Origin of the sequence: Citrobacter sp. CK195, assembly GCF_030333365.1 — a bacterium.
In the GTDB taxonomy this organism is placed as follows: Bacteria; Pseudomonadota; Gammaproteobacteria; order Enterobacterales; family Enterobacteriaceae; genus Citrobacter_B; species Citrobacter_B koseri.
Map to the genome: position 1 here is coordinate 926141 of NZ_JAOWGB010000026.1, position 24668 is coordinate 950808.

Sequence of the window (24668 nt, forward strand, 5' to 3'; positions counted from 1 at the left end):
AGGCGAAAGGCTGATGAAAAAAGTGAGTGGGGGGATGTGGAAACCTTGAGAAAGTAGCTATAATGCGCCCCGCCTCCATGTAGCAATGTGGGCGCGGAAGATCGTCGTCTCCGGTGAGGCGGCTGGACTTCAAATCCAGTTGGGGCCGCCAGCGGTCCCGGGCAGGTTCGACTCCTGTGATCTTCCGCCAAAGTTCCTCACTCTTCCCCTGGGTCTTAAGCCAATTCCCCAAACTCATTCCTTCATTGCGACCTGATCTTTAAACGCCCTCACCCACTATCAAGAAATCGATCATGGCTGTATCGTCCTGACGGCCTGGAGCGAACGGGAGGAAAGATTGCTCGGTAAGCTAAAAGAAGCACAACCGCAGTTAAAAAGGATTAAGAGCGCGCTGATTCCCCTCGTCATATTGTGCGCCGGATGGCGCTTACGCTTATCCGGCCTACAAAATACAAACGGCAACGCATATCGCCTTCACATCGGGGGGAGTTCCAGTCTTTCGCAGCGCGCTTTTACCGCTTCATGCAGCAGGCGGACTGCCGTCGAAAGCTGTTTGCGGTGCGGGCAGATCATGTTCAGCGGGACTTTCTCTCCCTGATAATCTGGCATCAGGCGCTGCAATCGCCCGTCACGCACATCTTCAGAGACATCAAGCCAGGATTTATACGCCATCCCCTCTCCGGCGATAGCCAGCCGCCGGATAACTTCAGCATCGTCGCTCATCATGGTGCCGTTGACCTGTACGCTGCTGACGTCACCGTTGCGGATGAACGACCAGCGGTCATGCAGGCGTCCGCGCAACACGAACGTTAACGCATTCAGATGCGCTAAATCATCGGGATGACGCGGATCGCCGTGTTGCGCGACCCAGTCCGGCGAAGCCACCAGCACACGCCGGTTATCGGGGGAGACGGGCAACGCGATGTAAGAAGCATCTTCCGTATTGCCGTAACGGAACGCGACATCAACCGGATCTTTAAATACATCGGCGACCTGATCGGAGAAAAACACCTGCAGGCGCAACGCAGGGTGGCGACGGCGAAACGACTGGAATACCGGGAGCAGTAAATTGCGCCCAAGATCGGAGGGCACGGCGATTTGCAGCGTACCGGAGATCTCATCTTCCGGCGTCTGAATTTTTTGCAGCCCGGCGTGCATCACCTCAAGCATCTGTCTGGCGTAGGGCAACCAGACCTCGCCTTCCGGCGTCAGCCGTAAGCTGCGGGTCGAGCGTGCGAACAGGCGAATATTTAACGTAGACTCCAGCCGTTTGATGGCGGAACTGACCTGGGCAGGCTGTACCCCGGCTTCCCGCGCGGCATCGCTAAAACTGTTTAGCGCCGCCGCGCGAACAAACAACGTGAGATCTTCAAGCCGGAACATTTTCACTCCCCGAATATAAGTCCTGTCGTCGTGAGGCTATTTTTCCCGTTCTGCTGGCGGTTTACCATCGAATTATACAAACGATAAACCTGTTCCCACACCGGAGACGTTATGAAAGCCATCGCAATTACCCGCATCGCGCCAGAAGGCAGCAATATTGAGTTTTTACAGGACATTGACCTCCCAGTTCCGGTCGCCGCCGGACATGACCTGCTGGTTGAGGTGAAAGCCATCTCCGTTAACCCGGTCGATACCAAAGTACGCGCGGGTTTTAACGCAGAGACCCCGCGCGTGCTGGGCTGGGATGCCACAGGCGTAGTGAAATCAGTCGGCGAGGCGGTGACATTGTTCGCACCGGGGGATGAAGTCTGGTATGCCGGCGCGTTGGGCCGTCCGGGAAGCAACAGCGAGTTCCAGCTTGTTGATGAACGCATCGTCGCGTTGAAACCCAAAATGCTGGATAATGCCGCCGCCGCAGCGCTGCCGCTGACCTCGATCACCGCATGGGAAATGTTGTTTGACCGCCTCGGCGTTGAAGAAGGCGGCAACGAAGGGGATACGTTGCTGATTGTCGGCGCCGCAGGCGGCGTGGGCTCCATCCTGACGCAGCTGGCCCGCAAACTCACCCGACTGACGGTGATCGGCACCGCGTCGCGCCCGGAAAGCCAGAAATGGGTACGCGAAGCCGGTGCGCATCATGTCATCGACCATAGCAAACCGCTGACGGAAGAGCTGGCGCGAATCGGCATCAACACGGTGACGCACGTCGCCAGCCTGACCCACACTGATAAGCATTACCCGCAGCTCATCGAAGCCCTGGCGCCGCAGGGTAAGCTGGCGCTGATAGACGATCCGGTAACGCTCGACGCACGACCGCTGAAAACAAAGAGTATTTCGCTGCACTGGGAGTTTATGTTTACCCGCTCAATGTTTGAAACCGACGACATGATCGCCCAGCATCAGCTACTGACCCGCGTGGCGCAGCTCATTGATGCTAAGGTGATTCACACCACGCTGGGCGAGCATTACGGAGCCATCAACGCGGCGAATATTCAGAAAGCGCACGCACAGCTTGAAACGGGCCGCTCCGTCGGCAAGATTGTGCTGGAAGGCTTCTGATAAGCCCCCAGGGGCGAGAAAGTCGCCCCTGCTTTTTTATGCGCCGCGTAAAACTATATGAACGGGTTGTCTCTTCCGGGACGAAATCGCTATGCTTGGCGCATCGCCCCTCTACCGCTAACGCCCATGATCAAAACGCTGCACATCGAAAACTACCGCTCGATTCGCCATCAGTCTCTGGAACTGGAACAGCTCAATATCGTCTTCGGCCCTAACGGCACCGGAAAGTCGAATATCTATAAGGCGATTCACCTGATGCACAGTGCGGCACAGGGGCAGTTCTCACAGGCGCTGGCGAACGAAGGCGGCATTCTGAAGGTATTCTGGGCCGGGAAAACGCGCAGCGACCAGTTGCGGCGCATGACTCTGGCGGTAGAAACAGAAACCTATGAATACGAGTTACAGGTAGGGTTTGTCGAGAAGCTCCCCTACCCGTCGCAGTTCGATCTCGACCCGGTCATCAAAGAGGAGTCTGTCTGGTTGAGCGGACACGCTCGCCGCCCCTCCTCACAGTTGATGAAACGTAAAAACCAGGTCGTATTCCTCAATAATATCCATCACGAGAAAGTCACCCACAGCGGCACGCTGTATGAGAACGAGTCGGTATTCGGCCAGTTGGGAGAGCCACACCTCTACCCGGAGGTGTCGCAGATGCGAGAAATGCTGCGCAACTGGCGCTTTTATCATGAGTTTTCAGTCTCGTCTGGTTCTGCGATTCGTGTTCCGCAGGTGGGATTCCGCTCACCGGTTCTGGCCAGCGACGGAGCAAACCTGGCGGCAGCGTTCCAGACAATCGTCGAGATTGGCGATGAACTACTGCTGATGCGGATTCTCGATCGGGCATTTCCCGGTTGCGTGTTCTACAGCGATAACAGCGGCGGCCGCTTTCGCCTGATGATGAAACGTGAGGGGTTGACCCGTCCGCTGGAACCTGCGGAGTTCTCGGATGGCACGCTACGTTTCCTGTGCCTGGCCGTAGCGCTGTTAAGCCCGCGACCGCCAGCTTTTATCGCGCTCAACGAACCGGAAAACAGCCTGCATCCGCAGATGTTGCCCGCCCTCGCCCAACTGATCGCCGAAGCCAGCCGCCATTCGCAAATCTGGCTCACCAGTCATTCGCCTGAACTGGCCAATCTGATCGAGAAACATGCCGCGTTTTCGCTGTATCAACTGGCGATGGAGGACGGTGAAACACAGCTTACCCGACTGTCGTAAAAGTGGGCTATGCTAACGCCCGTCTCGTTTGTGCCGCCATCTCTGCTATGATGCCTGCACATAAAAAAGACAAAACACTATGTTGAGGAAAAAATGGGGTCCACCAGAAGAGGGATGCTGAACGTCCTGATTGCCGCCGTATTATGGGGAAGTTCAGGGGTTTGCGCGCAGTACATTATGGAACAAAGCCAGATGTCGTCGCAGTTTCTGACCATGACGCGTCTGATATTCGCCGGGTTGATTCTGCTGATGCTCTCGTTTGTTCACGGCGACAAAGTATTTTCCATTTTCAAAAACCGCCAGGACGCCCTAAGCCTGCTGTTCTTTTCCATCATGGGAGCGCTTACCGTACAGCTCACCTTCCTGCTCACCATTGAGAAATCCAATGCCGCCACCGCAACGGTGCTGCAATTTTTATCGCCGACGATTATCGTGGCGTGGTTCTCGCTGGTACGGAAAGCGCGCCCCGGCATTCTGGTGCTGACGGCCATTCTCACCTCTCTTATTGGCACCTTTTTGCTGGTAACACACGGTAATCCGACATCGCTGTCTATCTCGCCTGCCGCGCTATTCTGGGGGATTGCCTCCGCGTTTGCCGCAGCGTTTTATACGACCTGGCCCTCTACGCTGATCGCGCGTTACGGCACGCTTCCTGTCGTTGGCTGGAGCATGTTGATCGGCGGCGTGATATTGCTGCCCTTCTATGCCGGACAGGGAACGGATTTTGTGGTCAGCGGCAGCCTGATTCTGGCGTTTTTCTATCTGGTGGTCATCGGCACATCGCTGACTTTCAGCCTGTATCTGAAAGGGGCGCAAATGATTGGCGGGCCGAAAGCGAGCATTCTGAGCTGCGCGGAACCGCTAAGCAGCGCGTTGTTATCGCTACTGTTGCTGGGCATCAGCTTCACCCTGCCGGACTGGCTTGGTACATTGCTGATCCTCTCGTCGGTGGTGCTGATTTCAATGGATTCCCGCCGTCGCGCCCGGGCGGCATAAGGCAAAAGAGTGGACTCCAATAATCTGGTCCACTCTTTTATCGCTTATAATGTCGCGTTAATGTTTATTAGCCTTTTGTATAATCTGCAATTTTTCTGGTCGATAAGCTTACGCGTCAGCGCCCAGCGCTCCCGATAAACCAGTTTATCGCTCACATTTAATTCCAGTGCGATTTCTTTAACCGACATGCCTTGTAAGAGATGAAACACAATTTGCTGCTCACGCAGCGTGAACAAGAAACTACTTGAACGGCATTTTCTATTGCCATTAATCACCGCATTACAATGCACCATGAAAGCATCCATGCGCTCCCTGACCGCCGTAAGGCCATGCAGTCCGGCGACCGAAAGAAAAGAGGTATGGTCAGGGTTATACATATCGACAAAAAAGAGTATATGATTAAAACGCATTCGCTTTATCTCTTCCCCTTTTGCCGAGAGGGTAATATCGTGTTCGAGCGTGCGACTGCGTTGTTTATACGTCGCATCAAACCGCAATGAAAACGGAATAAAATTACTGTACTTATCGATCAGGTGAAAGGGTATATCTTCATTAAGCCCCATTTTCAATCCTGATTCATGCAGGGCATCTTCAAAAAGTGTATGAATGGCAATACCATCATAAATATTTTTTGTCAGGTAAATAAATTTAAAACGTAAGGATGAAGGGTTAAAATTAAGCATAACGTTATCCTTCGCATTAGTAGTTATAGGTATTGACCACGCCATAATCATCAATCCATGAGAGTGTTTTGACTGTGCCCTCCCCTTTTGTGTTTTTGGGTAAAACAACCGTTTTAGTTGACAATGGTGCCCAAAGACCATCATCAGGTAATTGCTTTATTTCTGTACCGTCATTCAACGTAAGATCCATTAATGTTACGTACAAAGGTGAGTTATTCTTTACTAACAGGCAGCGTTTTCCTCCACAATCAGATAAAGAGATGTGTAATTCTTTTATACTTTCCTCAAGGGTGATTGCTGCCAGTGCAGTGGGCCGCCAGAATAACTTCACCCGAGTACGAAAAGCGACCTGTAGCGCGCCCTTCTCCGCTTTACTATCAGCCACAGGAGGGACTTCCAGCGTGTTCAGCCAGAATAAAGACTCTCTGTCAGCAGGTAATGTATGCTGGTCGCCAGTAAACTGTACCCGCACCGCCCGGGATGTTTTTCCTTCAAGCCGAAAAATCGGAGGTAAAATGATAAACGGTGTTTTAATCTCTTCGAGACGATCAAAAATATTGTCTTTTTCAGTCCACAACTGTAATAAAACGGGTTTCAGCCCTTCATTGTAAATAGTAAATGATGTTTCGCGCGCCTTTTCATTAATTATCACTCGCGTGTAATTAATATACGTTGCCGACATAGCCGATGACGGCAATAAAAGTAAAATCAGGAAGTGGTTCAGAACATATTTTAGCCGTTTCGCCATGCCCCCTCCTCTATTTATAGACAAGGGTGAATGTCACTGCACCTCTGACATCGCCAGAAGAGACATTTGCCGCAGTCTGATATAAACCGGCACGCAGTGGCACGGTATAATTCGCATTGTCCTGAGCCGGATCATAATCCGTCAGGAGATATGCCGTATTAAACGACAGAGGGATATTCTGATCGTCCAACAACTGGATACCCACGCCGCTCGCCGTTGAGGTGCTCGCCAGCGCAAAAACACCGTTGGCGTTATCAATAATGGCCGTGGTCGGCGTAAACAAATAGCTGATGCTCGATAACCCTGCCGGGCATTTTGTAAAGTTCAGATTAAAATCAGTACGCGCAGCGGTATAACCTATACCACTAAAATCAGTTCGGCTAACAGCCGGTAAATTAACCGTGACATCCGACGTCGTACAGGTTCCCCCGGTGGTGGATATGATCAGCCCTCCCGCCAGAAAATCAGCGATCATATAGGTGCCGCTGCCAACAGACGTACTGCCCCCGTATGTCTGGTAGTGTCGCATATACATCGGGTCAAAGACGGAAGTGCTGCCTGCGGTTAACGATGTCGAGGTTTTTACAAAACGGATTTGGACATCCACGCCGAGATTCCATGAACTTCCATCGCCTGTCACCGTAAATAACTGCGAAGGCGTCTGCTGCCCTCCGGTCGCAATGGTAAGAGGATACCAGTCGCTGGTTTGCCCTTTTACCGTATAGCGCCAGCGAGCGATATACCCCAACCCGGTTTTTACCGTCGTGTTATAGACAGTATACGTTTGCCCATCGACCTGGGTAGTTCCCCAAACGGTGTAGGGGGGATACCCCTGTACCGCCATCGGGATGGCGTAGCTTTGATAATTAGTACGATGAGAGCAAGTCCATGCCGTCGGGTTGTAAGAGGTCGCCCAGGTACCTAATAAATCACCGACGGCAGCATCTTTACCCACCTGTACGGTCGTAGAGTCAAAGTACTGGTAGTAGCCATTGGTACGCTCACAGTTCACCCACGTCCCGTCCGCTCGCGCCACGCCGCACATCGCCGCCAGTGCCAGAAAAGAGAGGGCAATGCCCGTTACGATAGTTTTCATCTTTCACTCCTTAATTACTGGCATACCGCATCAGCCCGACGTAAGTCGGCGACATCTGCGCTTTTCTGCTCTGATAAGCGGTAACTGAACTGGCACTCCTGACCCGATCCACTTCCCCATTTCACGCGCAATTTGCCCGCCAGATTCTTAACGCGCGCAAAACTTTGCCCACCCTGGGCGATGTAACCGACAGTATTGCCGCTCTCATCGACCACGTCGGCGCCAAAAGGCAGCACATCACCGGCATGGCGGAGAGTGAAAAGCACGGAATACCCTGTATCCGTGGCGTATTTCATCAACACCACGGCACCTGCGGTAGGGACGCTGTTCTGGCTGGTGACGTCCAGGGAGATGTCATTCGATAGCCCCCGAGGGTCGAGCTCAATCGTGTTCTGGCGATAGGGTGAGAGGTAAGGCACTGCGGCATTGCCATTGCGGTTAAGGCTAAGGCTGCTGTTGTTTGCCACCTTTGCGCCTCCCGCATGTTCCGCTTCAATGACCGCCATGGTGTCCCCCATGATCGGCGTCAGCACAACGCCATTTTGCCAGGCGACAACACCGCCAGAGAGGTTCATGCCGTATTGCTGGTAGCCCTGGCCTGCTGAGAAACTGCCGCCCATGCTGGTCCACGGCGAAGTCCAGTTACCACTGACGCCGCCCGTGGTTTTATTGCTGCTATGGTCGTAGTCATCCTGATTGACGAACGCGCCCCAGTTATACTGACGGTTCTCCCCGGAGGTGCCGGCGATTGAGTTTTGCAGCCCCCGATGTCCGCTTTCCTGAACATAGGTGGTACTGAGATAAGCCGAGCGCGCGCTGTTCCCTAACGGCAGGGAAATCCCTATCGCGATTTTGTTATCCCATTTGTCTTTCACTAAATCGCGGGTACGGCTGGCGTTGAGGTTAAAATTGAACCACTTGAACGCATTGGTGTAACCCAACTGATACTCGGTATCACGCCCGCTTTTGTTCCAGTAATCCTGAGTGCTGGCACTGAGATTAATGCTCCCAAGCGTCTCGGAAATAGTTTGCGTTGCGCTGAGTTGCAGACGATTCTTGCGGTTAATGCTGCTGGAATAAGCCCCTTTATTTGTCCGCTCTAAATCACGCATCAACATCGCATCGTCAATATCGTAATAACCGGAGCTGGAATAGCGATAGCTCGCCAGGGTGATATTGGTATCAACGACGGGCAGAATCCTGGCAAATGAAAAGCGGATGCTCTGGCCTTCACGCTTACTGTTATCCGCAAGCGTCGTTCGCGCATGTGTTATGTCAGCAGAAAGCGCGCCAATGAGCGTATTGAGCGCGACGCCACCTGCGACCGATTGATAATCCTCCCCGCCCATCGCACCGGTGTAAGTGGTCAGTAAGTTAGTAAAACCATGACGGAATGTCCCCATCGCAATCTGTGGTTTCTCATTCACGGAGGTATTCCGATAGCGCCCCGCCATCAGCGAATAGCGACTGGTTCCCGGGCGGAGCAGTTCAGCGATGGAAGCATAGGTCACGGTAAAACTGTGCTCACTCCCATCTGCCTCTTTAATCGTTACCAGCAGATCGCCGCCGGTACCATTGGGGTACAGGTCATCAATACGGAACGCGCCAGGCGGAACCGTCGTTTGATAGATACGCGCGCCGCGCTGACTCACGCTGACGAGTGCGTTGGTGTTTGCAACACCGGTAATAACTGGCGCATAGCCTCGCTGGGAATCCTCATACATACGATCGTCAGAAGTCAGCATTACGCCCCGAAAACCAACGCTGTCGAAGACCTGGCCATCCGTGGTGGAATCACCCATCACTAGTTTGCTGCGCAGCGGAATAATGCCGCGCTCAAGATAAGTGCTGGTTGAGTCATAATGCCAACCCTGATCGTTGTTCCAGTTGAAAACACCGCGATAGCGTAAGCGCCAGGCATCCCAATTGAGCCCTCCCATCAGGCTCAGATACTGAGATGACATAGAGTCCGTTCCAGACATCTCTGCATGCCATGCGTTGTAATCATATTGCAACGTCGCAGCAGGAATACCGTTATCCCATAATTCAGGATTAACATAGCCGCGAACCTGGCGAAGCAGCCATATCTGAGGCGCCTGCACATTGATGCGCTGTGTCGTCACATCGTAATAAGCTGTTAAATCAGAAGATATATCACCAATACGCACACAACTTTCATTATTCTTTAACGACTGGCGCAGCATTGGATCAATTTTATCAATATCGATTCCCAGCGTTGATATCAGCTTCAGCGTAAAACACGGCTTGGCTACTACGGCATTGCTTTTATCATTTTCGAACTTAACTTCACCACGTCCTCGCCATTTGTCGTTCACATACAGATCGACATTATATTGTCCCTGCGGAACCGGGTTTCCCTGAGAATAGTTGCTAACATCAATCGCTGAGCGTAAAAAATCGCTATTAAATTGCACTTCATCATTTTCAGCGAAGGCAACCTGAACAGAAATAAAAGATAAAACAACGAATTGAGCAATGCGGGTTAATCTCAGAGGACAAGAAATAACGTTATGGGCTACTTTGTAATTTTTGCTCATTTGTTGTTTCTCCACCATAATCATTTATTACACTGTAAAAAACTGAAGCACCGCTCAATTGCGTCGATTTTTTATTAGCGAGCGGGAATATTATTTCGCTTTTTGGCTTCACCATACGCTGGGGGAAGTTTTCTACAGCAGCTAATACAGCTGACCCTGTTGTTCGACGAATCTCAACCTTGCTGAAAGTGATGTAATAGGGAGAGTCGTTTACTACTTTTATGTTGTTCCCTTGTTGGAATATTTTTAATTCTTTATAAGACTGTAATGGTGTTGGTTGCAGATTACCCGGGCGGTAGAATAATTTTATTCGGGTACGAAATGCCAACTGCATATGCGTTTTGCCCGACGTTGAATCCTGTGCTTTTGGCGGAATTTCCAGCATGTTGAACCAAAACAAGGACTCCCTGTCCTGCGGCAATGACGGGTTCGTCGCCATGATTCGCACAGCTTGCCCTTTCGCCGGATCAATACGAACAACGGGAGGAGCAATGAGGAACGGAACCGTGATCTCCCCAGGCTTTGCATTTGGGTTACCATCATCCATCCATATTTGTAAAAGATAAGGATTATTCCCCCGGTTTTTTAACTGTACCGTTGATTCCTTGTCTTTTGCATTAAATACAATGCGTGTTCCGTTAATCACAACGTCAGCCATAGCATTCAGTGAGAACGCCGAAAATAACAATACCAGCCCGGAAGATAATATCTTTAACATCTCATCACCTCATAATCAGGAGTAAAGGACGCCGCCTTTACTCCTGTCTTTATTACTCGTAAACCATGGTGTAATCGACCTGAGTCGTTACAGAACCCGCAGTAGATGCGCCAGTAGCATAATATTGCGCAAAGTAATTCAGCGTACCGTTTCCAGAAGAGATATCGACAGGGATATCATTCTGGCCATTCGCTACTGAAGCCCCTGCAACAATGGCGTCACGATCGGCGTTTAATAATTGAACCTGCACGTTAGTCGCTGCATCTGCCGCTGCTGAATCAATGTTCAGACGACCGGTTGTGCTATCAACATAAGCGCCAGGTTCGAAGTAGGTGCTGGCGGTATTTAAAGATGTTCCTGAGCAGTTACTCAGCGAGATAGTGAACGGCGTAGCACCTGCCGTTGCGCCTGCTGCGCCGAGCGTAGTAGACGAAACGGTTGGCAGCGTTACCGTTGCATCATTACTGCCACCGTCGACAGAAATAGTACAAGTTGTATCAGTAATTTGTCCGTTAATTGTAATAGTTCCATCCACCGCAAATGCTGAAGCAGTAAATGCGGAAGTGATAACCATTGCTAACGCGGATAACGCATAATTATATTTACGCATAATAAATTCCCCTGGTGTTGTTGATATAAATGAACGACGTATTGAATGTGTTATTAAGGCAAAACAAACCTCACCCCATTATCAAAAATGAGTACTGAATAACACCTTCCGGTTCCATTGACATAATATACGCAAAACTTTCATCCGCAATATTAGGATTTTTCAACCAAAAGAAATCAAATCCAAATGCTTACAGGAAAATAAAGTACCGCATAATATCTGCGCTATTCACCATGCAAAATATATCGATAACCAGGTTTTTATAAGACAGTATCAGTTAAAAAAAGATAAAATTTTATAAATCAAATAAATTGATCCAGATCACTGCACAACCCAAAACAGTCGAAATTTAAACATATAAAAAACACAATAAAAACCAAATATCAAACAAACAAAAACAAAACGATTACATTTATTGCTGCATTATTAGCCAGAAAACACCACTTTTAGAATTACGAGAATAATCCTGACAATACGACTAAAGTATTTTATATAATTTATTAATAATTAATGAGTTATTACAAACAAATCATTTTTTTAATTTTTTACAAGAATAATCCTATTTAGATTCTAAACGTAACTATTGTTAAGCTAAGGTTACAATACATACCATTTCCAGGAATTTTACCGGAACGATCTTTTCTTTTAATCACCTACTATTTCTCAGTATAAAAATCTAAAGATTGCTTACCACAACCTTACAAAAAAGGACAATCCACTATTAGAATCGGCTTTTTTGAGCACAAAAAAGAATGGAAGGGGAAAGTTTGTTGAAAACTCCGAACGGGGAAAAAAGAAGAGAAATTTCGCTATTGTCGTTAAGCGGGAAATACCATGCTGCATGTTATCGCCAGAAAAGAGTCTCTGGCGATAAAGTTCATTTAACTTAAAGCGTTACCGATCACCACCCCGGCACCGCGCCACCGTTAAAGATAGTCTCTGCGGCTTTCGCAACTTCCGGCGATTGATAAGACTGCAAAAACGCTTTCACATTTTCAGCATCTTTGTTGTCTTCCCGCGCCACCAGTATGTTCACATACGGCGAGTTTTTATCTTCGATAAAGACGCTGTCATGTACCGGCGAAAGTCCGGTTTGCTGGATGTAGGTGGTGCTAATGATCGCCACATCCACTTTCGCATCGTCCAGTACGCGCGGCAGCTGCGCGCCTTCCAGCTCCATAATATTCAGATGACGTGGGTTGTCGGTGATATCCAGCGCCGTTGGTAACAGACCTTTCCCCTCTTTCAGGGTAATCAACTTCTCTTTTTGCAGCAGCAGGAGCGCACGCCCGAGGTTGGTCGGATCGTTAGGAATGGCGATCGTCGCCCCGTCTTTCAGTTGATCAACCGTTTTAATTTTTTTCGAGTAGCCCGCCATCGGGAAAACAAAGGTGTTGCCTACCGCTACCAGCGTGTAGTTATGGGCTTTGTTATCTTGTTCGAGGAACGGTCGATGCTGGAACACGTTGGCGTCCAGTTCGCCGTGATTGGTCGCATCGTTAGGCAGCAATGAACCGCTGAATCCTACCAGTTCCACATCAAGACCGTACTTCTCTTTGGCAACTTTCTTCGCGACTTCCGCCACATCCTGCTCGGCGCCGTTAATCACGCCGACTTTGATGTGTTTCGCGTCGCTGCTTTGCTGATCGCACCCCGCCAGCAATATGCCCGCCAACAGTACCGCCGCCCCTGCCCGTAAATGAGATATCGTCAATTTCACGTTTTTATCCTTATTAAATAACCATCTGATGGGTAATGAAATGACTATAGCGGGAAGGCCGCTGCGGTTTAAAAAACGAAAAGGCATCAGCAAGAAGAAAAAGGCATATACAAAAAGCCCGGTGGCGCGAACGCTTGCCGGGCCTACGTAAACTACGCCATCAAACCAGCGCTTTCACGATCTCCATTAACCTGACGATATCGTCAGGCCGGGTGTTTCCGGTTTGCGGATCGATAATCGAGCTGTAAACATGCGGCATCACGCGCGGCACGCCCGCCTCCAGACAGGTTTGCAAAATAACGCCGAAATTTTCCAGGGAAATGCCGCCGGTCGGTTCGATCAGCGTCATCCCGTTGCGGGCTGCGCTGGTTGCCAGCACATACAGCTCCGGTAACGACGTCTCGCCGCCCATCGGAAAAAACTTCGCCGCGTGCGCCCCCATATCCTGCATCATGCGTACCGCTGCATCGCAGGAAACGCGGGCCGGCGTCCCCTGGCTGCTGCGAACACCAGTGGAGATAAGCACCTCGCCCGGCGTGCCTGTCGGGCTGACCAGCGCGTTGATATGCGTTTTCTCGCCGCCCGTTGCCGCCAGCGCGCCAGCGGCAAAACCACATCCGGTAAAGGTCTGGTTGACGTGCGCCGGGTGTACCTTTGCAGCAATCATCGCCGCCTTATAGTATTGCGCCGGATCGCCCGCTCCCAGCCCCACGGAGATGCACGGCACCTCCGCCATCCAGCGTTTTACCTCCTGAACACCGTCCTCCACTGAGGCAAACTGTGCGGAGAGGACGCCGATCGCCGCATGGCCTTCGGCAGCATCATAGATTTCCCTGGCATTGGCGATATCTTTCGCCAGTACGTTAATCGCCACACGATTACGATAAAAATTAATCTGCTGCATGGTCGGCAATCTCCTTCAGTCGCGCCACGATTAACGCCATTTCCCCTTCTGCGACCGTTCGCGGGTCGAGGCTGAAAACGCCCTGGTGGAGGTTATAGCGACGGGCATAAATGGCGATATCGCCGCCGCGCAGCTGAGCTTCGACTTCGCGGGCATCCCGCCCCAGTTCACGGGCATTCACCCGAATACGAATACGCCAGATCGCGCGCCCGGCCTCATCCTGCTCGATATCCGCACTCAACCCACGAATCGCTGAAATGGCGTCGGCTACCGGCTGAAGCTGTTCGGCGGTGACTACCGTCTGCCCCTGGTGATAATTCTCCAGCGCATACACCAGCCCGACCATATTCTCCTTACCGATCTTCATCGCTCTGGCGATGCCGTGATGCTGCGCTTTGCAGGCGGCGATCCACGTTCTCTTGCCGGTGATAAATCCAGAGGTTGGCGCATTGAAGGCTTTCGCGCCGCTGTAGACAACCATATCCGCACCGCTTGCCACCCAGACGTGCAAATCCTCCTCGGCAGCGGCATCAACAATTAACGGCAGGTTGTGGATCTGCGCCACCTGGACGAAGTCCTCAATGCCCAACATCCCCTTCTGCACGCAGTGATGTGATTTCACATACAGCAGGGCGGCGGTGTCATCGGTAATCGCACTCTCCAGTTGCCAGCGCGCGGCCAGGTTGCTCGACCCTACTTCCACTACGCGCCCGCCACCCAGACGGATTGCGCTGGTGATCGGCGCGCCGTAATCCACATTATGCCCACGCAGCATCACCACTTCATTGGCCATACCGGTACTGTCCGGCATTAGTGTCACCCTGAACGGGTCGCCACGGGTAATGGCGGCGGCAACGGCAATCGCAATTCCCGCCGAGGCGCATGAGGTGACATAACTGTCTTCCGCGCCGGTATAGCGGGAGACCCGCTCACCGGTTTTTTCCACCAGCTTGTCGATCTCGACAAAAGCGGAGGCCGCACGCGCCGTGGCGTGCATCACCTCCGGCGCGACGCTGGAGACGCCAAGAATCGTCATCTTGCCGCAGGCGTTAATCACCTGCTTTAGCCCCAGCTGTTGATAGATATTCTGTGTCATGGCTTACAACACTCCCAGCAGCGAGCAGACCACGCTAAGCGCCACAATCGACAGCAGAATGGTGGTATAACGCGGCCCTTTCTTCACCAGAAAGATATAGATGGCAAATACTGCCGCCAGCGGCAGCAGGCCAGGCGCAATCGAATCGAGGATCTGCTGAACCACCACTTCAGAACCTTTCAGGGCGCTGATTTTCAGCGGGGTGGTGATCTTGACGTAGCTCGCCGACAGCGCCCCCATCATGATCAGCCCCAGCACGTTAGCGCCGTAGATCAGTTCCTTGATTCGCCCCCCTTGCAACAGCCCGACGATGGAATCACGTCCCAGCGTATAGCCTTTGTGAATCAGGCCGTAGCTGATCGCCAACGTAATGGCCGGATAGAGAATCAGCGGCGCAATACCCCCGAATGCGCTGCCATTGGCGGCGAACGGAATAAAAATCGCAATCAACAGCGGCATCACCGCCGCCCAGACGATGGAATCGCCCATCCCGGCCAGCGGCCCCATCAGGCCGGTTTTAATCCCGGTGATGGAGGCGTCGCTGATCGGTTCGCCACGCGTTTTCTGCTCTTCCATAGCGATGGAGATGCCCTGGATCACCGCGCCAAAGGTCTGTTCTGAGTTAAAGAAGTTCAGATGGCGCTTCAGCGCTTCCACCTGTTCCTCTTTTTGCGGGTAGAGTTTTTTGATGATCGGCGTCATCGAGGCGCAGAAAATCAGGCTCTGTAAACGTTCATAGGAGTTAGAAACCTCCGCGCCCAGCCAGTAGATAAACCACGCCCTGGTGATGTCCGCTTTGGTCAGCGCTCCGGTTTCCCGCGCACGCTCAACCAGTTCATGTTGCATTACGTCGCTGCTCATCATGCTGCTCCTTCATTTTTCGCCAGACCTTTAATCAGGAAGGCCACACAGGTGCCGAAGATTGCCATCGCCATGATGTCGACCTTGAGGTACAGCACCGCGAAGAATCCACCGATAAACCACGGCAGCAGACTCTTTTTGCCGATCACCATAATGGTGATGGCGAAGCCCAGCGCCGGGAGAATCCCGCCCATAATTTCAAAGGAGTGGGTCAGCCAGTGCGGCATCAGCTTGAGGAAGCTTTCTACTACGTTCTGGCCGAAATAGTTGGCGGCGAACACCACCGGGAAACGCAGCGCCAGACCGAGTAACGCCGGGTAAAGGAAAGCGCAGCGCATAATGCCCGCCATGTTTGCCGTTTCCGCGTGTTTGTCGGCCATATGTACCCAGGCGGCGTTCAGCGTACGGCGTAGCTGGTCGAGGAATACGCCGATCACGCCAAACGGAATCGCCAGCGCAATCGCCAGGTTGGGATCCATTCCGGCTTTAACCGCAATGGGGATCGAGATACAGGCCGCCAGCGCCGGATCTGACGGCACGTTGCCGCCCGGCGTCGAGGTCACGCCCAGATAGACGAGCTGCATACCCGCCCCGATGATCATCGCCGTCTGCATATTCCCGAGCAGCAGCCCCACAAAGACCGCGACAACCACCGGCTGAAGCAGCATGGCGGAGAAGGTATAGCCAAGGCGTAATCGGGCAAACCAGTAATACAACCCCATCAGGCTTGCAAAGACTAAAGTATCCATAGTGTTATCCCATTATCAGAGGGTTAGAATTTTTTCAGGATATCGTCCAGCGACTGTGGTTTATCTTCCGGGATAGTCTGGAAGAACACCTGAATCCCACGACTTTTCAGGTCGTTAAGAATGCCAACGTCTTTTTCATCGAGCGTAATGTTCTGGAAAACCGCTTTGCGGTTTGGCCCGCCGCCTAAGCCCCCAACCTGAATGGTGGTGACATCAAATCCCTGCTGCACGGCCTGTTGAATGGCCGCCAGAGACGGGAACAACACCAGCACATTGCCGTCGCCGAGTTGGTTTTCTTTCCACGATGCCGCAAAGCTCTGGTTGCTGTAGCAATCCACTTTGATGTTTGGCGGCGCGGCCATCAGGTAGATATTTTTCATAAACGGATCGGCGTCCAGTTCGTCACTGACCACAGCAATCCGGTTTGCCTGGGATTGTCCGACCCACTTCGTCACGACCTGCCCATGAATCAGACGGCTGTCGATGCGACATAACACGATGTTTGCCATAATGATTTTCCTTATTGTGATTGTTGTAATTGACGAACATGGGCGACGACATCCAGACAACTGCTGCGCCCGGCTTCCACCAGACCGCTCACGCAGGCGGTAAGCGGGCCGTGTTCGCGCCGGTCCAGCGCCTCCAGCAGCAGCGAGGCGTTCAGCCCGGAAACCACCGCCACCGGATAATCCGCACTCAGTCGTGCCGCCACGTTGGAGGTCGTGCCGCCAACAAAATCGGTCAGAATAAGTGAGCCTTCCGGCATGGTTTTCACCACGGCTTCGACACGTTGATAAAACTCGCCCAGCGTATCCACGGGCATGAGCGCAATTTCTGTTACGCCTTTAATTTCCCCCATCACCATGCGAAGGCTGTTGCAGAGCTGTTGTCCCCAGCCGCCATGCGTCAGCAGCAGGATCTGGGGCAAGGATTCAGTGGTAGTCAAAATGGCCTCCTGGCTCGATTACATGAGACTGGCAATGCCCGATAGCGCCATCCGGCACACATTGCCCGGTGGCGCTACGCTTACCGGGCCTACGAACCGGGCCTACGAATAGCAAACGCCATCCGGCAAAACTCATCAGAGTAAGAGCAAAGGCTGTGCCAGGATTAGTGTCACGCGAGGGGAGAAGAGAGGTCTGGCGAGGCGCAGCGCCACGCCAGATAAGGGATCAGCTATAGAGTAATTCGTAGATATAAAAATATTCCGCGTCCGATAAACGGATGGCATAAGCCTCTTCAATCGGCAGGAAAGCCGATTTGATGACACTAAACGCGCGGGCATCCAGATCCGGTTTGTTTTCCAGCGCCATCTGTAACGGTTTTCGGTTAATCACGATACGCTCGACCATGCAGCAGCAGTGGATCAGGAAGCGCAGTGTCACCTGGCGGCTTGGTTTCAGCGAAAGCGCGGTGGTCAGATGGTTAAGCACCCCTTCCATTTCTTTCAGAATGCGCTGCGGGTTAAGCACTGAAATATGGTTGATGATGCTCTCCATCGTCAGCGCGCTGATAAAGCGCATTGCGCTGCGTTCCATTTCCAGGCGGCGTTCAGCGCTGGTGAGGTCCGGCGTTAACAGGCTCAACACCAGTTCCGGCCCCTGCTCAGAGAACAATTCCTCCAGCGAAATGAATGGAATATCCGGCAGCCCCGGCTGGAAGGTGCCAACAATACCTGCCAGTCGTTCACTGGCATGCAGCGACTGCTGGACGCGCTCCAGGCTGCGAACATCGTTGTAATCGAGGATCACCATCCGCGTGTCTTGCGACATCAGCTCGCCAAAACTCTCCTCCAGCACCTTTTTGATTTTTTCCGCCGTGCCCATGCCGGTAATACAGGAGATAACCAGCACTTTGCCGCCGTTTTCCTGCTGTGGCGTACAAAGCTGGCAGGGGATGCTTTTACCCTGCATTAACGCCGCCAGTTGCGGCAGGTCGCTGGTTTCATAGCTTAAATCCAGCCCCACCTCCAGCAGGCTGGTCAGGGTTATATTTGGCATCAGCAGAACGTCAATCTGGAATAATTTGCTGATCGTACTGCCAAAATGTACCAGCGAGCCGATGTCCACCATCAGGATCAGCCGCTGATAACGTCGGGTCTGAATCATCTGGGTCAGGGTTTCCAGCGTGTCATGCACCGACTGCTCAAACGGCATATCGATAGCACTGAACAACTCGCGCTCCAGCACCCGATTCACATACTGCGCCATGCTTGTGGCCGTCGTTGCGCCGTGAGCAATCAGGATCACCCCGCAGTCCGGGCTGGCGTCGATACGCTGACGATAATGACGACACTCTTTGAGGAACAGACACAGCCAGACCACTTCCGTCGCCGGACACTGAATATGCAGCAATTCATTGATTTTTCGGCACAACAATGTGGCGTTGTCGTACTCATCTTTGCAACGATCGAGGATCAGGCTGGAAGAATAAAGCTGCGGAATCAGGCCGCGCTGAACGTAGCCAATCAGCGCCAGAAAATGTTTACGCAGCGGATTTACCAGGTTCTCCGGCAGCGTAAACGTAAGCACCTGCTCCACGCAGCCAATAAGCAGCGTCACGCGTTCCTCAATCTGGTCGCCATAACGCGGCGGATGCGCAATATTGTCGCGACTGTAGAGGCCATATTCAAAAATCGAGCTGAGCTTATTTTTCAGGATCGCCAGCGTTTCCGCCGGAGGCACGTTACTGTTGCGCAGATTGACGTATTCGCGGGTCAGGAAGCTGTAAAAGAGATCGCTCTCTTCAATCTCGGCACCCGTCGCCAGCGACGTTTTCAAGGCGGGCAACGTGCGCGCGTCAACGTTCAAGCGCTCTTTGCCATCAAACAGCGTGTCCACCAGCAGACGTTGCTCCGGCGTGGCGTTAAACGGCATTTCCGCCAGCCGTTTATCCAGTTGCAGCGTATCGTTATGCTCCGTCATCCCCGACGCCCACGCCTGAGCGCAGAGGAACTGGATATCACTCTTGAGCTGGCCGATGTTGCCTTCCAGCGGCTTATTCAGCAGCCAGAGCAGCAGCGTTTTGTCGATACTCACCGTGCGCTCAATTTTGCGACTTTCACGTTGCAAAAAGCCGACAATCAGCTCCACCTGTTCTTCGATTGAACGCTGGCGAATGCCCGGCAGATCGATACAGACCTGAATACGCCGCTGGAAAGTACGCAACAACGCCGAACTTACCGGTTCTGTCGTCGCGCAAATCAGGCGTACCGATATCGAACGCGCCTTGCTGCTTGCCCCCAGCGGACGGTATTCACCTTTATCGAGAATGGAGAACAGCTTTTCCTGCCCTTCATATGGCAGACGGTGTACCTCATCCAGCAGCAGATAGCCGCCGTCCGCCTGCTCCACCAGGCCAGGTTTATTCTCGCTCGCTCCGGTAAACGCCCCCTGTCGATGACCGAAAAGGTGCGAAGAGAGCAGTTCCGGGTTATGGGCATATTCCGCACAGTTAAAATAGACCAGCGGCGGCGGGGAGCCTGCGGCGTGCTCGCAGGCAAAGCGGTGCATCAGTTCAGCAAAGAAGGTTTTGCCAACGCCGGAAGGTCCGGTCAGCAACACATGCAACCCGTGGGGGTAAAGCACTGCGGCGCGGCCTTTTTCTACTGCATCGCGCAGGCTGCGATCGTAGCCAATCAGACCGGTAAAGGGATCGTCGATTGTGTGCCCTTCCTGACGCGGCAACAGATCGGCAATCGTACGTACTTCACGTTCGGCGTCATCCAGCTTACGCCCCAGCAGCGTTTCCAGCGCCTGACGGTGCAGGAAAAACACCGGGCGGCCCCGGCTTTTGATCGCCAGACCATCATTGCAGAGTTGATTGAGATCTTTACTGACCGAGTTGCGCGCCAGCCCGAGGTTAAAGCCAATGGCTTCCGCCGTAAATGCCGTCTCCTGCGCCAGATCGGCAAGATTCAGCCCGCGCGTCAGCCGTTCGAGTTCCCCCAGTATTACCTCAATCCGTCTCATCTCTTTACCGCTTAAGAAATAAATGATTGTTCAGAACATACACTATTCTGCTGCGCAAGAAAGTGAGAGAGCGGGGAGAATCCGCCTACAACTTACAGACGAGACGGTTTTGCGAAGTAATGCGGACCGCTGAGAGAGTCGTGTTCTGTCTATACTTATGCTTAAACTTTGAATACTGGATGATGACGATGAAACAAACCGCTCTGCTGCTCTTTACCGCCCTTCTCGCGCTGCCAGGCATTGCGTTGGCTAACTCGCCTTATAGCTCGCTTCAGACCGCTAACGAAAAAAGCACCGTCCTGAAAGAGCTACGCAAAATGTGTACGCCGCAGGCATCGCTGTCGGATGAGGCATGGGAGAAAATGATCATGTCGAATGAGAGTAATCAACAGCACATCCGCGAAGCCATCGTGGCGATAGAAAGGAACAACCAGAATAACTACTGGGAAGCGCTCGGCAAAGTCGAATGCCCGGATATGTAAAACGTCATGGGTGACCGAATCGTCACCCCTTTTGATGTATTATCGCGTCGTTTGTATGCGAACTTTTACCGTCACCAGCAGCGCCGTCAGCAACATCAGGCTGCCGGAGAGCGCCAGCGGCGACAGCAGACCAAGGTTATCAAGCGCATAGCCGCCAACAGCCGCACCGCAGGTATTGGCAAGCTGGATCACCGCAACCTGAACGGACCCGGCTTTTTCCGCCTGATCGGCAAGCGTACGGGTGATCCACGTTGACCACCCTACCGGCACCAGCGCAAACGACAGCCCCCAGACAATCGCGATCCCTGCCGCCACCACTTTTTCGCTTCCCCACAACGTCAGCACCAGCGCGCTGACGGCCAGAACCAACGGCGCGCCTGCCAGCGCCAGTTTGACCGAGCGTTTAAGAATAAAAGAGGAGAGCGACGTTCCCACAAAACTGGCGATGCCAAAGCTCAGCAGCACCAGCGTCAGGCCATCGACATCAAAGCCCGCCAGATTCATATACACCGGGCGGATGTAGGTAAAGAACGCGAACTGTCCGGCAAAGGACATAAAGATGGCGATCATCCCCGCCATTACGCCGGGACGTTGCAACAGACTGAAGATATTTTGCTTTTGGTGAGACGGTTCGCCAGGCAGCGAAGGTAACGATTTCACTACCCAAATAACACACAGTACGCCCATCACCGCCGCCGCGTTAAAAACATGACGCCAGCCAATAATCCCACCTAAAAAACTGCCCAGCGGCGCGGCGATCACCAGCGCGATGGAGACCGCGCCAAAAATAACCGACAACGCTTTAGGCACGGTACGCGGCGGCACCAGACGCATCGTCAACGAAGCCGACATCGCCCAGAATCCCCCCAACGCCAGCCCCAGGCAGGCACGCCCGGCCAACAGCAGCGTGAAGGAAGTTGCAAACGAGACCAGCAGACAGGAAAGCGTTAATAAAACGGCAAACAGGATCACCACATAGCGACGATCGGTCGCCTGAATAATTTGGGTGATAAACAGGCTGGCAAACATGGCGACAAACGCCGTTACCGTTACCGACTGCCCGGCGACGCCTTCAGAGATTCCGAGGTCCTGCGCCATCGGCGTCAGCAGGCTGACGGGCAAAAACTCAACGGTGATCAGGCAGGCAACACAGAACGCCACAGCGAAAACAGCCGACCAGTTTGGCCGGATAATCGTCTCAGCATGGGATTGTTCTTCGATTCTTGCACTCATTTCGTTACCTGCGTCTTTCTCTGCCAGAAAAGCCGTGCAGTGTAACATCTAAAGTGTGACGTATTTAACGTTTTAGCAACTATATTAATAGCCGGATGGCGCTGACGCTTATCCGGCCTACAGATTCATCGTGCCTGCGGGAATGGACGACCTCAATGCAACCAGTGCACGCCATCTTCAGGTTGAAAAAGGGCGTTGTAGCGTATCTGGAAGGCGTTAATTTCTTGCATATCCGGTTCTATTTCGCGCAGAAACCCCAGCGCCAGGCGTACCTGCGCGTCAGTAATTGGCGCGGCCAGACGCGTTTTTTGCAGCTGACGATACCACTGTTGCAGGTTCTGATCGCTGCCATCCACAATCACGATCTGCCAGATTAGCAATATCTGGGCGGCATTTTGCAGATGTGATTCATCAGGACGATGCAGGTACTGTAAAAACGCCTCTCCAGGCGCTTTGCCCATCTGGTCGATCATTGATTCCACCGGCACCACGCTGATGCCCAGACGCTCGCTTAACCGACGAATCGCACGCCGGGCCCCCGAGGTGAGCACCCTGAAGCCAACAATAAACACCACGACCAGCGTGGCCAGCATGATCCAAATCATAACCTGCCCTGTTAAACCAACTTTGCAGAAAGCGCCTGACAGGCTTCACGAACCCACTGCGAATATTGTGGAATGCACTCTTTTGGCATTTGCAATTCAACACCGCTGATACTGATCGCAGCAATCACCTCATGATTACGATTAAACACCGGCGCAGCGATACAATAAATACCTGGGGAATCTTCCGCGTTATCAAAAACCCATCCTTGCTCACGGATTCTGGCAAACTCCTTTAGCAAGGCTTTCTTACTGGTGATGGTGGTCTCAGTGTATTGCGGTAACTGCTCATCCGGCAAAAGTTCGTCCATTTTGTCCTGCGGTAACCAGGCACAAAGCGCTTTCCCCACGCCGGAACTGTGCATCGGCAGCTTTTTACCGACCCAGGTACGAATACCGATTGGCTGAGTGTTCTCAAGCTTCATCAGGTAAATGGGCGCGACTTCATCCAGGATACCCAGATGGCAGGTCAGATCGGTTTGCTCACGCAATTTCTCCAGAACAGGCAGAGCAACGTTGCGGATATCAAATTGCTCCAGCGAACGATTACCCCATTCGTACAATTTCAGGCCCAGGAAAAAGCGCCCCTTTTCCAGACGCAAAAGGTGATGTTCGACCAATGCGTTTAACAATGATGACGTGCTGCTTTTAGGTAATGCTAAATCTTGTTGGATCTGGCTGAACGTCGCCCCTGGTGTATTGAAGAGGTAATTACAGATTTTTACCGTCTTATCCAGTGCGGGAACAGAGGTCGTAATATCCTGGCTCATACGAAATTAATCTTTTCTATTCATAGACTCCTCTCAGTATACCGCAATCACTTTCCTCAGGAATGCGGCTTTTTTGCGCATAGAGGAAGCACAGGCAATTCCTGAAATGTTAACCACCTAAATCAGATCGCTATCACAATTGTTCATTTGTTCTGCAAAAATCATTGACGAATGATTTGGATATTTGCTGTACTAATTTCAATATACAGAACATTAGTTCCATATACTGAACAAGAGGTAGCAATGTCGAACGTATTTAAAGGTATCTTTCCGCCAGTCCCAACCATTGTTGACAATCATGGCGAATTAGATCGCGCCGGAATGGCCACCATGATTGACCATGTCATTAACAACAGGGCTGACGGAATGCTGATTCTGGGCAGCGGCGGTGAGTTTTCACATTTTTCCACTGAGCAGAGAAAACAGATCGCCGAATTCAGTCTGCAATATGTTGCAGGAAGAGTACCGGTGTTAATTGGTATTGCCTGCGCCAGCACCGCAGAAACCATCCAGTTAGGTGAACACGCACAAAACGCAGGCGCTACGGGCGTACTGGTGGTGAATCCTTACTATGCGAAACTCAGTGATGACGCGCGTTTCACGCATTACAAACGCATTGCCGAAGCACTCAGTATACCTGTCTTTTTGTATAACTTCCCTGAGTTAACTGGCCAGGATATCGGTCTGGACGTGATCACCCGACTCGCCCGTGAAGTGCCTAATATTGTAGGAATTAAAGACACCATTGATAACATCAGCCACACCCGGGAAATTATTAATCGCGTCCACCCATTCCGCCCGGAGTTTATTGTCTTTAGCGGTTATGACGAATATTTGCTTGATACGCTATTGTTGGGCGGTCACGGTGGAATCCCTGCAACATTTAACTTTGCCCCACACATTACCAGAGGCATATATCAGGCATTTATTCGTGAAGACCTCACTACGGCTAAAGCACTACAGCAGCAACTGGCAACGCTTTCTCCTCTGTATGCATTAGAACAGCCTTTTTTTGGCGTCATCAAGACAGCTATCAAATTAACTGGAGTGGATATTTCAACTGCCGTAGTTCCACCAGCCTTACCACTCAATGAGGAAAAAACAGCCCTTGTTCGAAATATTCTGGCCCGTATTACTCTGTAAATCAGCATGAG

At 52.1% G+C, this 24668-nt stretch carries 23 protein-coding genes and 1 tRNA gene; 6 read left to right on the forward strand and 18 right to left on the reverse strand.

Annotated features, from left to right (window positions below; all coding sequences use genetic code 11):
* Positions 1-95: 95 nt before the first annotated feature.
* A tRNA-Sec gene (locus OGX93_RS21730) sits at positions 96-190 on the forward strand.
* A 284-nt stretch (positions 191-474) separates the two neighbouring features.
* On the opposite strand, the gene OGX93_RS21735 is transcribed toward OGX93_RS21730, so the two are convergent.
* On the reverse strand, positions 475-1383 hold the full coding sequence (locus tag OGX93_RS21735; RefSeq protein WP_286448748.1) for a LysR family transcriptional regulator: 909 nt from the start codon (positions 1381-1383) through the stop codon (positions 475-477).
* A gap of 111 nt (positions 1384-1494) precedes the next feature.
* Here OGX93_RS21735 and OGX93_RS21740 point away from each other — a divergent pair, with 111 nt between their 5' ends.
* The 3 genes from OGX93_RS21740 (at position 1495) to OGX93_RS21750 (ending at position 4713) form a co-directional block, all read left to right on the forward strand.
* Complete coding sequence (locus OGX93_RS21740) at positions 1495-2502, forward strand: zinc-binding alcohol dehydrogenase family protein (RefSeq protein WP_286448750.1); 1008 nt, start codon at positions 1495-1497, stop codon at positions 2500-2502.
* A gap of 126 nt (positions 2503-2628) precedes the next feature.
* Complete coding sequence (locus OGX93_RS21745) at positions 2629-3717, forward strand: AAA family ATPase (protein WP_012135794.1); 1089 nt, start codon at positions 2629-2631, stop codon at positions 3715-3717.
* A 93-nt stretch (positions 3718-3810) separates the two neighbouring features.
* The gene (locus tag OGX93_RS21750; RefSeq protein WP_024131066.1) at positions 3811-4713 is read left to right on the forward strand and encodes a carboxylate/amino acid/amine transporter; all 903 of its coding nucleotides are present in this window, start codon (positions 3811-3813) and stop codon (positions 4711-4713) included.
* Between the two features lie 44 nt (positions 4714-4757).
* On the opposite strand, the gene OGX93_RS21755 is transcribed toward OGX93_RS21750, so the two are convergent.
* From OGX93_RS21755 to dagR, 14 genes are all read right to left on the reverse strand, one after another.
* Positions 4758-5396 (reverse strand): helix-turn-helix domain-containing protein, encoded by a 639-nt coding sequence (locus tag OGX93_RS21755; RefSeq protein ID WP_012135796.1) that lies wholly within the window; start codon positions 5394-5396, stop codon positions 4758-4760.
* Positions 5397-5412: 16 nt separating this feature from the next.
* Positions 5413-6144 carry a fimbrial biogenesis chaperone gene (locus OGX93_RS21760; RefSeq protein WP_286448752.1) on the reverse strand — a complete coding sequence of 244 codons (732 nt, stop codon included), beginning with the start codon at positions 6142-6144 and terminating at the stop codon, positions 5413-5415.
* Positions 6145-6154: 10 nt separating this feature from the next.
* Entirely contained in the window at positions 6155-7240 is a 1086-nt protein-coding gene (locus OGX93_RS21765; RefSeq protein WP_049008083.1) for a fimbrial protein, read from the reverse strand.
* 14 nt (positions 7241-7254) lie between these two features.
* Positions 7255-9675 (reverse strand): fimbria/pilus outer membrane usher protein, encoded by a 2421-nt coding sequence (locus OGX93_RS21770; RefSeq protein ID WP_223849112.1) that lies wholly within the window; start codon positions 9673-9675, stop codon positions 7255-7257.
* 94 nt (positions 9676-9769) lie between these two features.
* A complete protein-coding gene (locus tag OGX93_RS21775) occupies positions 9770-10516 on the reverse strand; it encodes a fimbrial biogenesis chaperone (protein ID WP_286448755.1) in 747 nt (248 codons plus the stop codon).
* A 52-nt stretch (positions 10517-10568) separates the two neighbouring features.
* Positions 10569-11126: a fimbrial protein gene (locus OGX93_RS21780; RefSeq protein WP_012135801.1), complete on the reverse strand. Its 558-nt coding sequence runs from the start codon at positions 11124-11126 to the stop codon at positions 10569-10571.
* A 901-nt stretch (positions 11127-12027) separates the two neighbouring features.
* Entirely contained in the window at positions 12028-12846 is an 819-nt protein-coding gene (gene nlpA / locus OGX93_RS21785) for a lipoprotein NlpA (protein ID WP_049008078.1), read from the reverse strand.
* A gap of 160 nt (positions 12847-13006) precedes the next feature.
* On the reverse strand, positions 13007-13750 hold the full coding sequence (gene dagF, locus OGX93_RS21790) for a 2-dehydro-3-deoxy-phosphogluconate aldolase (protein ID WP_071259151.1): 744 nt from the start codon (positions 13748-13750) through the stop codon (positions 13007-13009).
* Entirely contained in the window at positions 13737-14846 is a 1110-nt protein-coding gene (gene dgaE / locus OGX93_RS21795; protein WP_286448757.1) for a D-glucosaminate-6-phosphate ammonia lyase, read from the reverse strand. Before dgaE ends, dagF begins: the two co-directional genes overlap by 14 nt.
* A 3-nt stretch (positions 14847-14849) precedes the next feature.
* Positions 14850-15710: a PTS system mannose/fructose/sorbose family transporter subunit IID gene (locus OGX93_RS21800; RefSeq protein ID WP_012135806.1), complete on the reverse strand. Its 861-nt coding sequence runs from the start codon at positions 15708-15710 to the stop codon at positions 14850-14852.
* Entirely contained in the window at positions 15707-16456 is a 750-nt protein-coding gene (locus OGX93_RS21805; protein WP_012135807.1) for a PTS mannose/fructose/sorbose/N-acetylgalactosamine transporter subunit IIC, read from the reverse strand. Before OGX93_RS21805 ends, OGX93_RS21800 begins: the two co-directional genes overlap by 4 nt.
* Before the next feature lie 23 nt (positions 16457-16479).
* Positions 16480-16965: a PTS sugar transporter subunit IIB gene (locus tag OGX93_RS21810; RefSeq protein ID WP_042323421.1), complete on the reverse strand. Its 486-nt coding sequence runs from the start codon at positions 16963-16965 to the stop codon at positions 16480-16482.
* 11 nt (positions 16966-16976) lie between these two features.
* Positions 16977-17402, reverse strand: a complete 426-nt coding sequence (locus OGX93_RS21815; RefSeq protein ID WP_024131069.1) for a PTS sugar transporter subunit IIA — start codon at positions 17400-17402, stop codon at positions 16977-16979.
* A 226-nt stretch (positions 17403-17628) separates the two neighbouring features.
* On the reverse strand, positions 17629-20427 hold the full coding sequence (dagR, locus tag OGX93_RS21820) for a transcriptional regulator DagR (RefSeq protein WP_071259145.1): 2799 nt from the start codon (positions 20425-20427) through the stop codon (positions 17629-17631).
* A gap of 188 nt (positions 20428-20615) precedes the next feature.
* Between dagR and OGX93_RS21825 the strand changes: the two genes are divergently transcribed.
* Complete coding sequence (locus tag OGX93_RS21825; protein WP_024131070.1) at positions 20616-20909, forward strand: YicS family protein; 294 nt, start codon at positions 20616-20618, stop codon at positions 20907-20909.
* 39 nt (positions 20910-20948) lie between these two features.
* Here OGX93_RS21825 and nepI read toward each other — a convergent pair whose 3' ends face one another.
* The 3 genes from nepI to OGX93_RS21840 form a co-directional block, all read right to left on the reverse strand.
* Complete coding sequence (nepI, locus tag OGX93_RS21830; RefSeq protein WP_024131071.1) at positions 20949-22142, reverse strand: purine ribonucleoside efflux pump NepI; 1194 nt, start codon at positions 22140-22142, stop codon at positions 20949-20951.
* Between the two features lie 152 nt (positions 22143-22294).
* On the reverse strand, positions 22295-22747 hold the full coding sequence (locus OGX93_RS21835) for a DUF1198 domain-containing protein (protein WP_012135814.1): 453 nt from the start codon (positions 22745-22747) through the stop codon (positions 22295-22297).
* Between the two features lie 11 nt (positions 22748-22758).
* Entirely contained in the window at positions 22759-23514 is a 756-nt protein-coding gene (locus tag OGX93_RS21840) for an IclR family transcriptional regulator (protein WP_012135815.1), read from the reverse strand.
* Between the two features lie 243 nt (positions 23515-23757).
* Here OGX93_RS21840 and OGX93_RS21845 point away from each other — a divergent pair, with 243 nt between their 5' ends.
* Positions 23758-24657, forward strand: a complete 900-nt coding sequence (locus tag OGX93_RS21845) for a dihydrodipicolinate synthase family protein (protein ID WP_024131072.1) — start codon at positions 23758-23760, stop codon at positions 24655-24657.
* Positions 24658-24668: the final 11 nt, after the last annotated feature.

Bases quoted from the DNA above. Each gene is read 5' to 3' on its own strand.
- OGX93_RS21735 (WP_286448748.1), bottom strand. From the start codon at position 1,383: ATGTTCCGGCTTGAAGATCTCACGTTGTTTGTTCGCGCGGCGGCGCTA.
- OGX93_RS21740 (WP_286448750.1), top strand. From the start codon at position 1,495: ATGAAAGCCATCGCAATTACCCGCATCGCGCCAGAAGGCAGCAATATT.
- OGX93_RS21745 (WP_012135794.1), top strand. From the start codon at position 2,629: ATGATCAAAACGCTGCACATCGAAAACTACCGCTCGATTCGCCATCAG.
- OGX93_RS21750 (WP_024131066.1), top strand. From the start codon at position 3,811: ATGGGGTCCACCAGAAGAGGGATGCTGAACGTCCTGATTGCCGCCGTA.
- OGX93_RS21755 (WP_012135796.1), bottom strand. From the start codon at position 5,396: ATGCTTAATTTTAACCCTTCATCCTTACGTTTTAAATTTATTTACCTG.
- OGX93_RS21760 (WP_286448752.1), bottom strand. From the start codon at position 6,144: ATGGCGAAACGGCTAAAATATGTTCTGAACCACTTCCTGATTTTACTT.
- OGX93_RS21765 (WP_049008083.1), bottom strand. From the start codon at position 7,240: ATGAAAACTATCGTAACGGGCATTGCCCTCTCTTTTCTGGCACTGGCG.
- OGX93_RS21775 (WP_286448755.1), bottom strand. From the start codon at position 10,516: ATGTTAAAGATATTATCTTCCGGGCTGGTATTGTTATTTTCGGCGTTC.
- OGX93_RS21780 (WP_012135801.1), bottom strand. From the start codon at position 11,126: ATGCGTAAATATAATTATGCGTTATCCGCGTTAGCAATGGTTATCACT.
- dagF (WP_071259151.1), bottom strand. From the start codon at position 13,750: ATGCAGCAGATTAATTTTTATCGTAATCGTGTGGCGATTAACGTACTG.
- dgaE (WP_286448757.1), bottom strand. From the start codon at position 14,846: ATGACACAGAATATCTATCAACAGCTGGGGCTAAAGCAGGTGATTAAC.
- OGX93_RS21800 (WP_012135806.1), bottom strand. From the start codon at position 15,710: ATGATGAGCAGCGACGTAATGCAACATGAACTGGTTGAGCGTGCGCGG.
- OGX93_RS21805 (WP_012135807.1), bottom strand. From the start codon at position 16,456: ATGGATACTTTAGTCTTTGCAAGCCTGATGGGGTTGTATTACTGGTTT.
- OGX93_RS21810 (WP_042323421.1), bottom strand. From the start codon at position 16,965: ATGGCAAACATCGTGTTATGTCGCATCGACAGCCGTCTGATTCATGGG.
- dagR (WP_071259145.1), bottom strand. From the start codon at position 20,427: ATGAGACGGATTGAGGTAATACTGGGGGAACTCGAACGGCTGACGCGC.
- OGX93_RS21825 (WP_024131070.1), top strand. From the start codon at position 20,616: ATGAAACAAACCGCTCTGCTGCTCTTTACCGCCCTTCTCGCGCTGCCA.
- nepI (WP_024131071.1), bottom strand. From the start codon at position 22,142: ATGAGTGCAAGAATCGAAGAACAATCCCATGCTGAGACGATTATCCGG.
- OGX93_RS21835 (WP_012135814.1), bottom strand. From the start codon at position 22,747: ATGATTTGGATCATGCTGGCCACGCTGGTCGTGGTGTTTATTGTTGGC.
- OGX93_RS21840 (WP_012135815.1), bottom strand. From the start codon at position 23,514: ATGAGCCAGGATATTACGACCTCTGTTCCCGCACTGGATAAGACGGTA.
- OGX93_RS21845 (WP_024131072.1), top strand. From the start codon at position 23,758: ATGTCGAACGTATTTAAAGGTATCTTTCCGCCAGTCCCAACCATTGTT.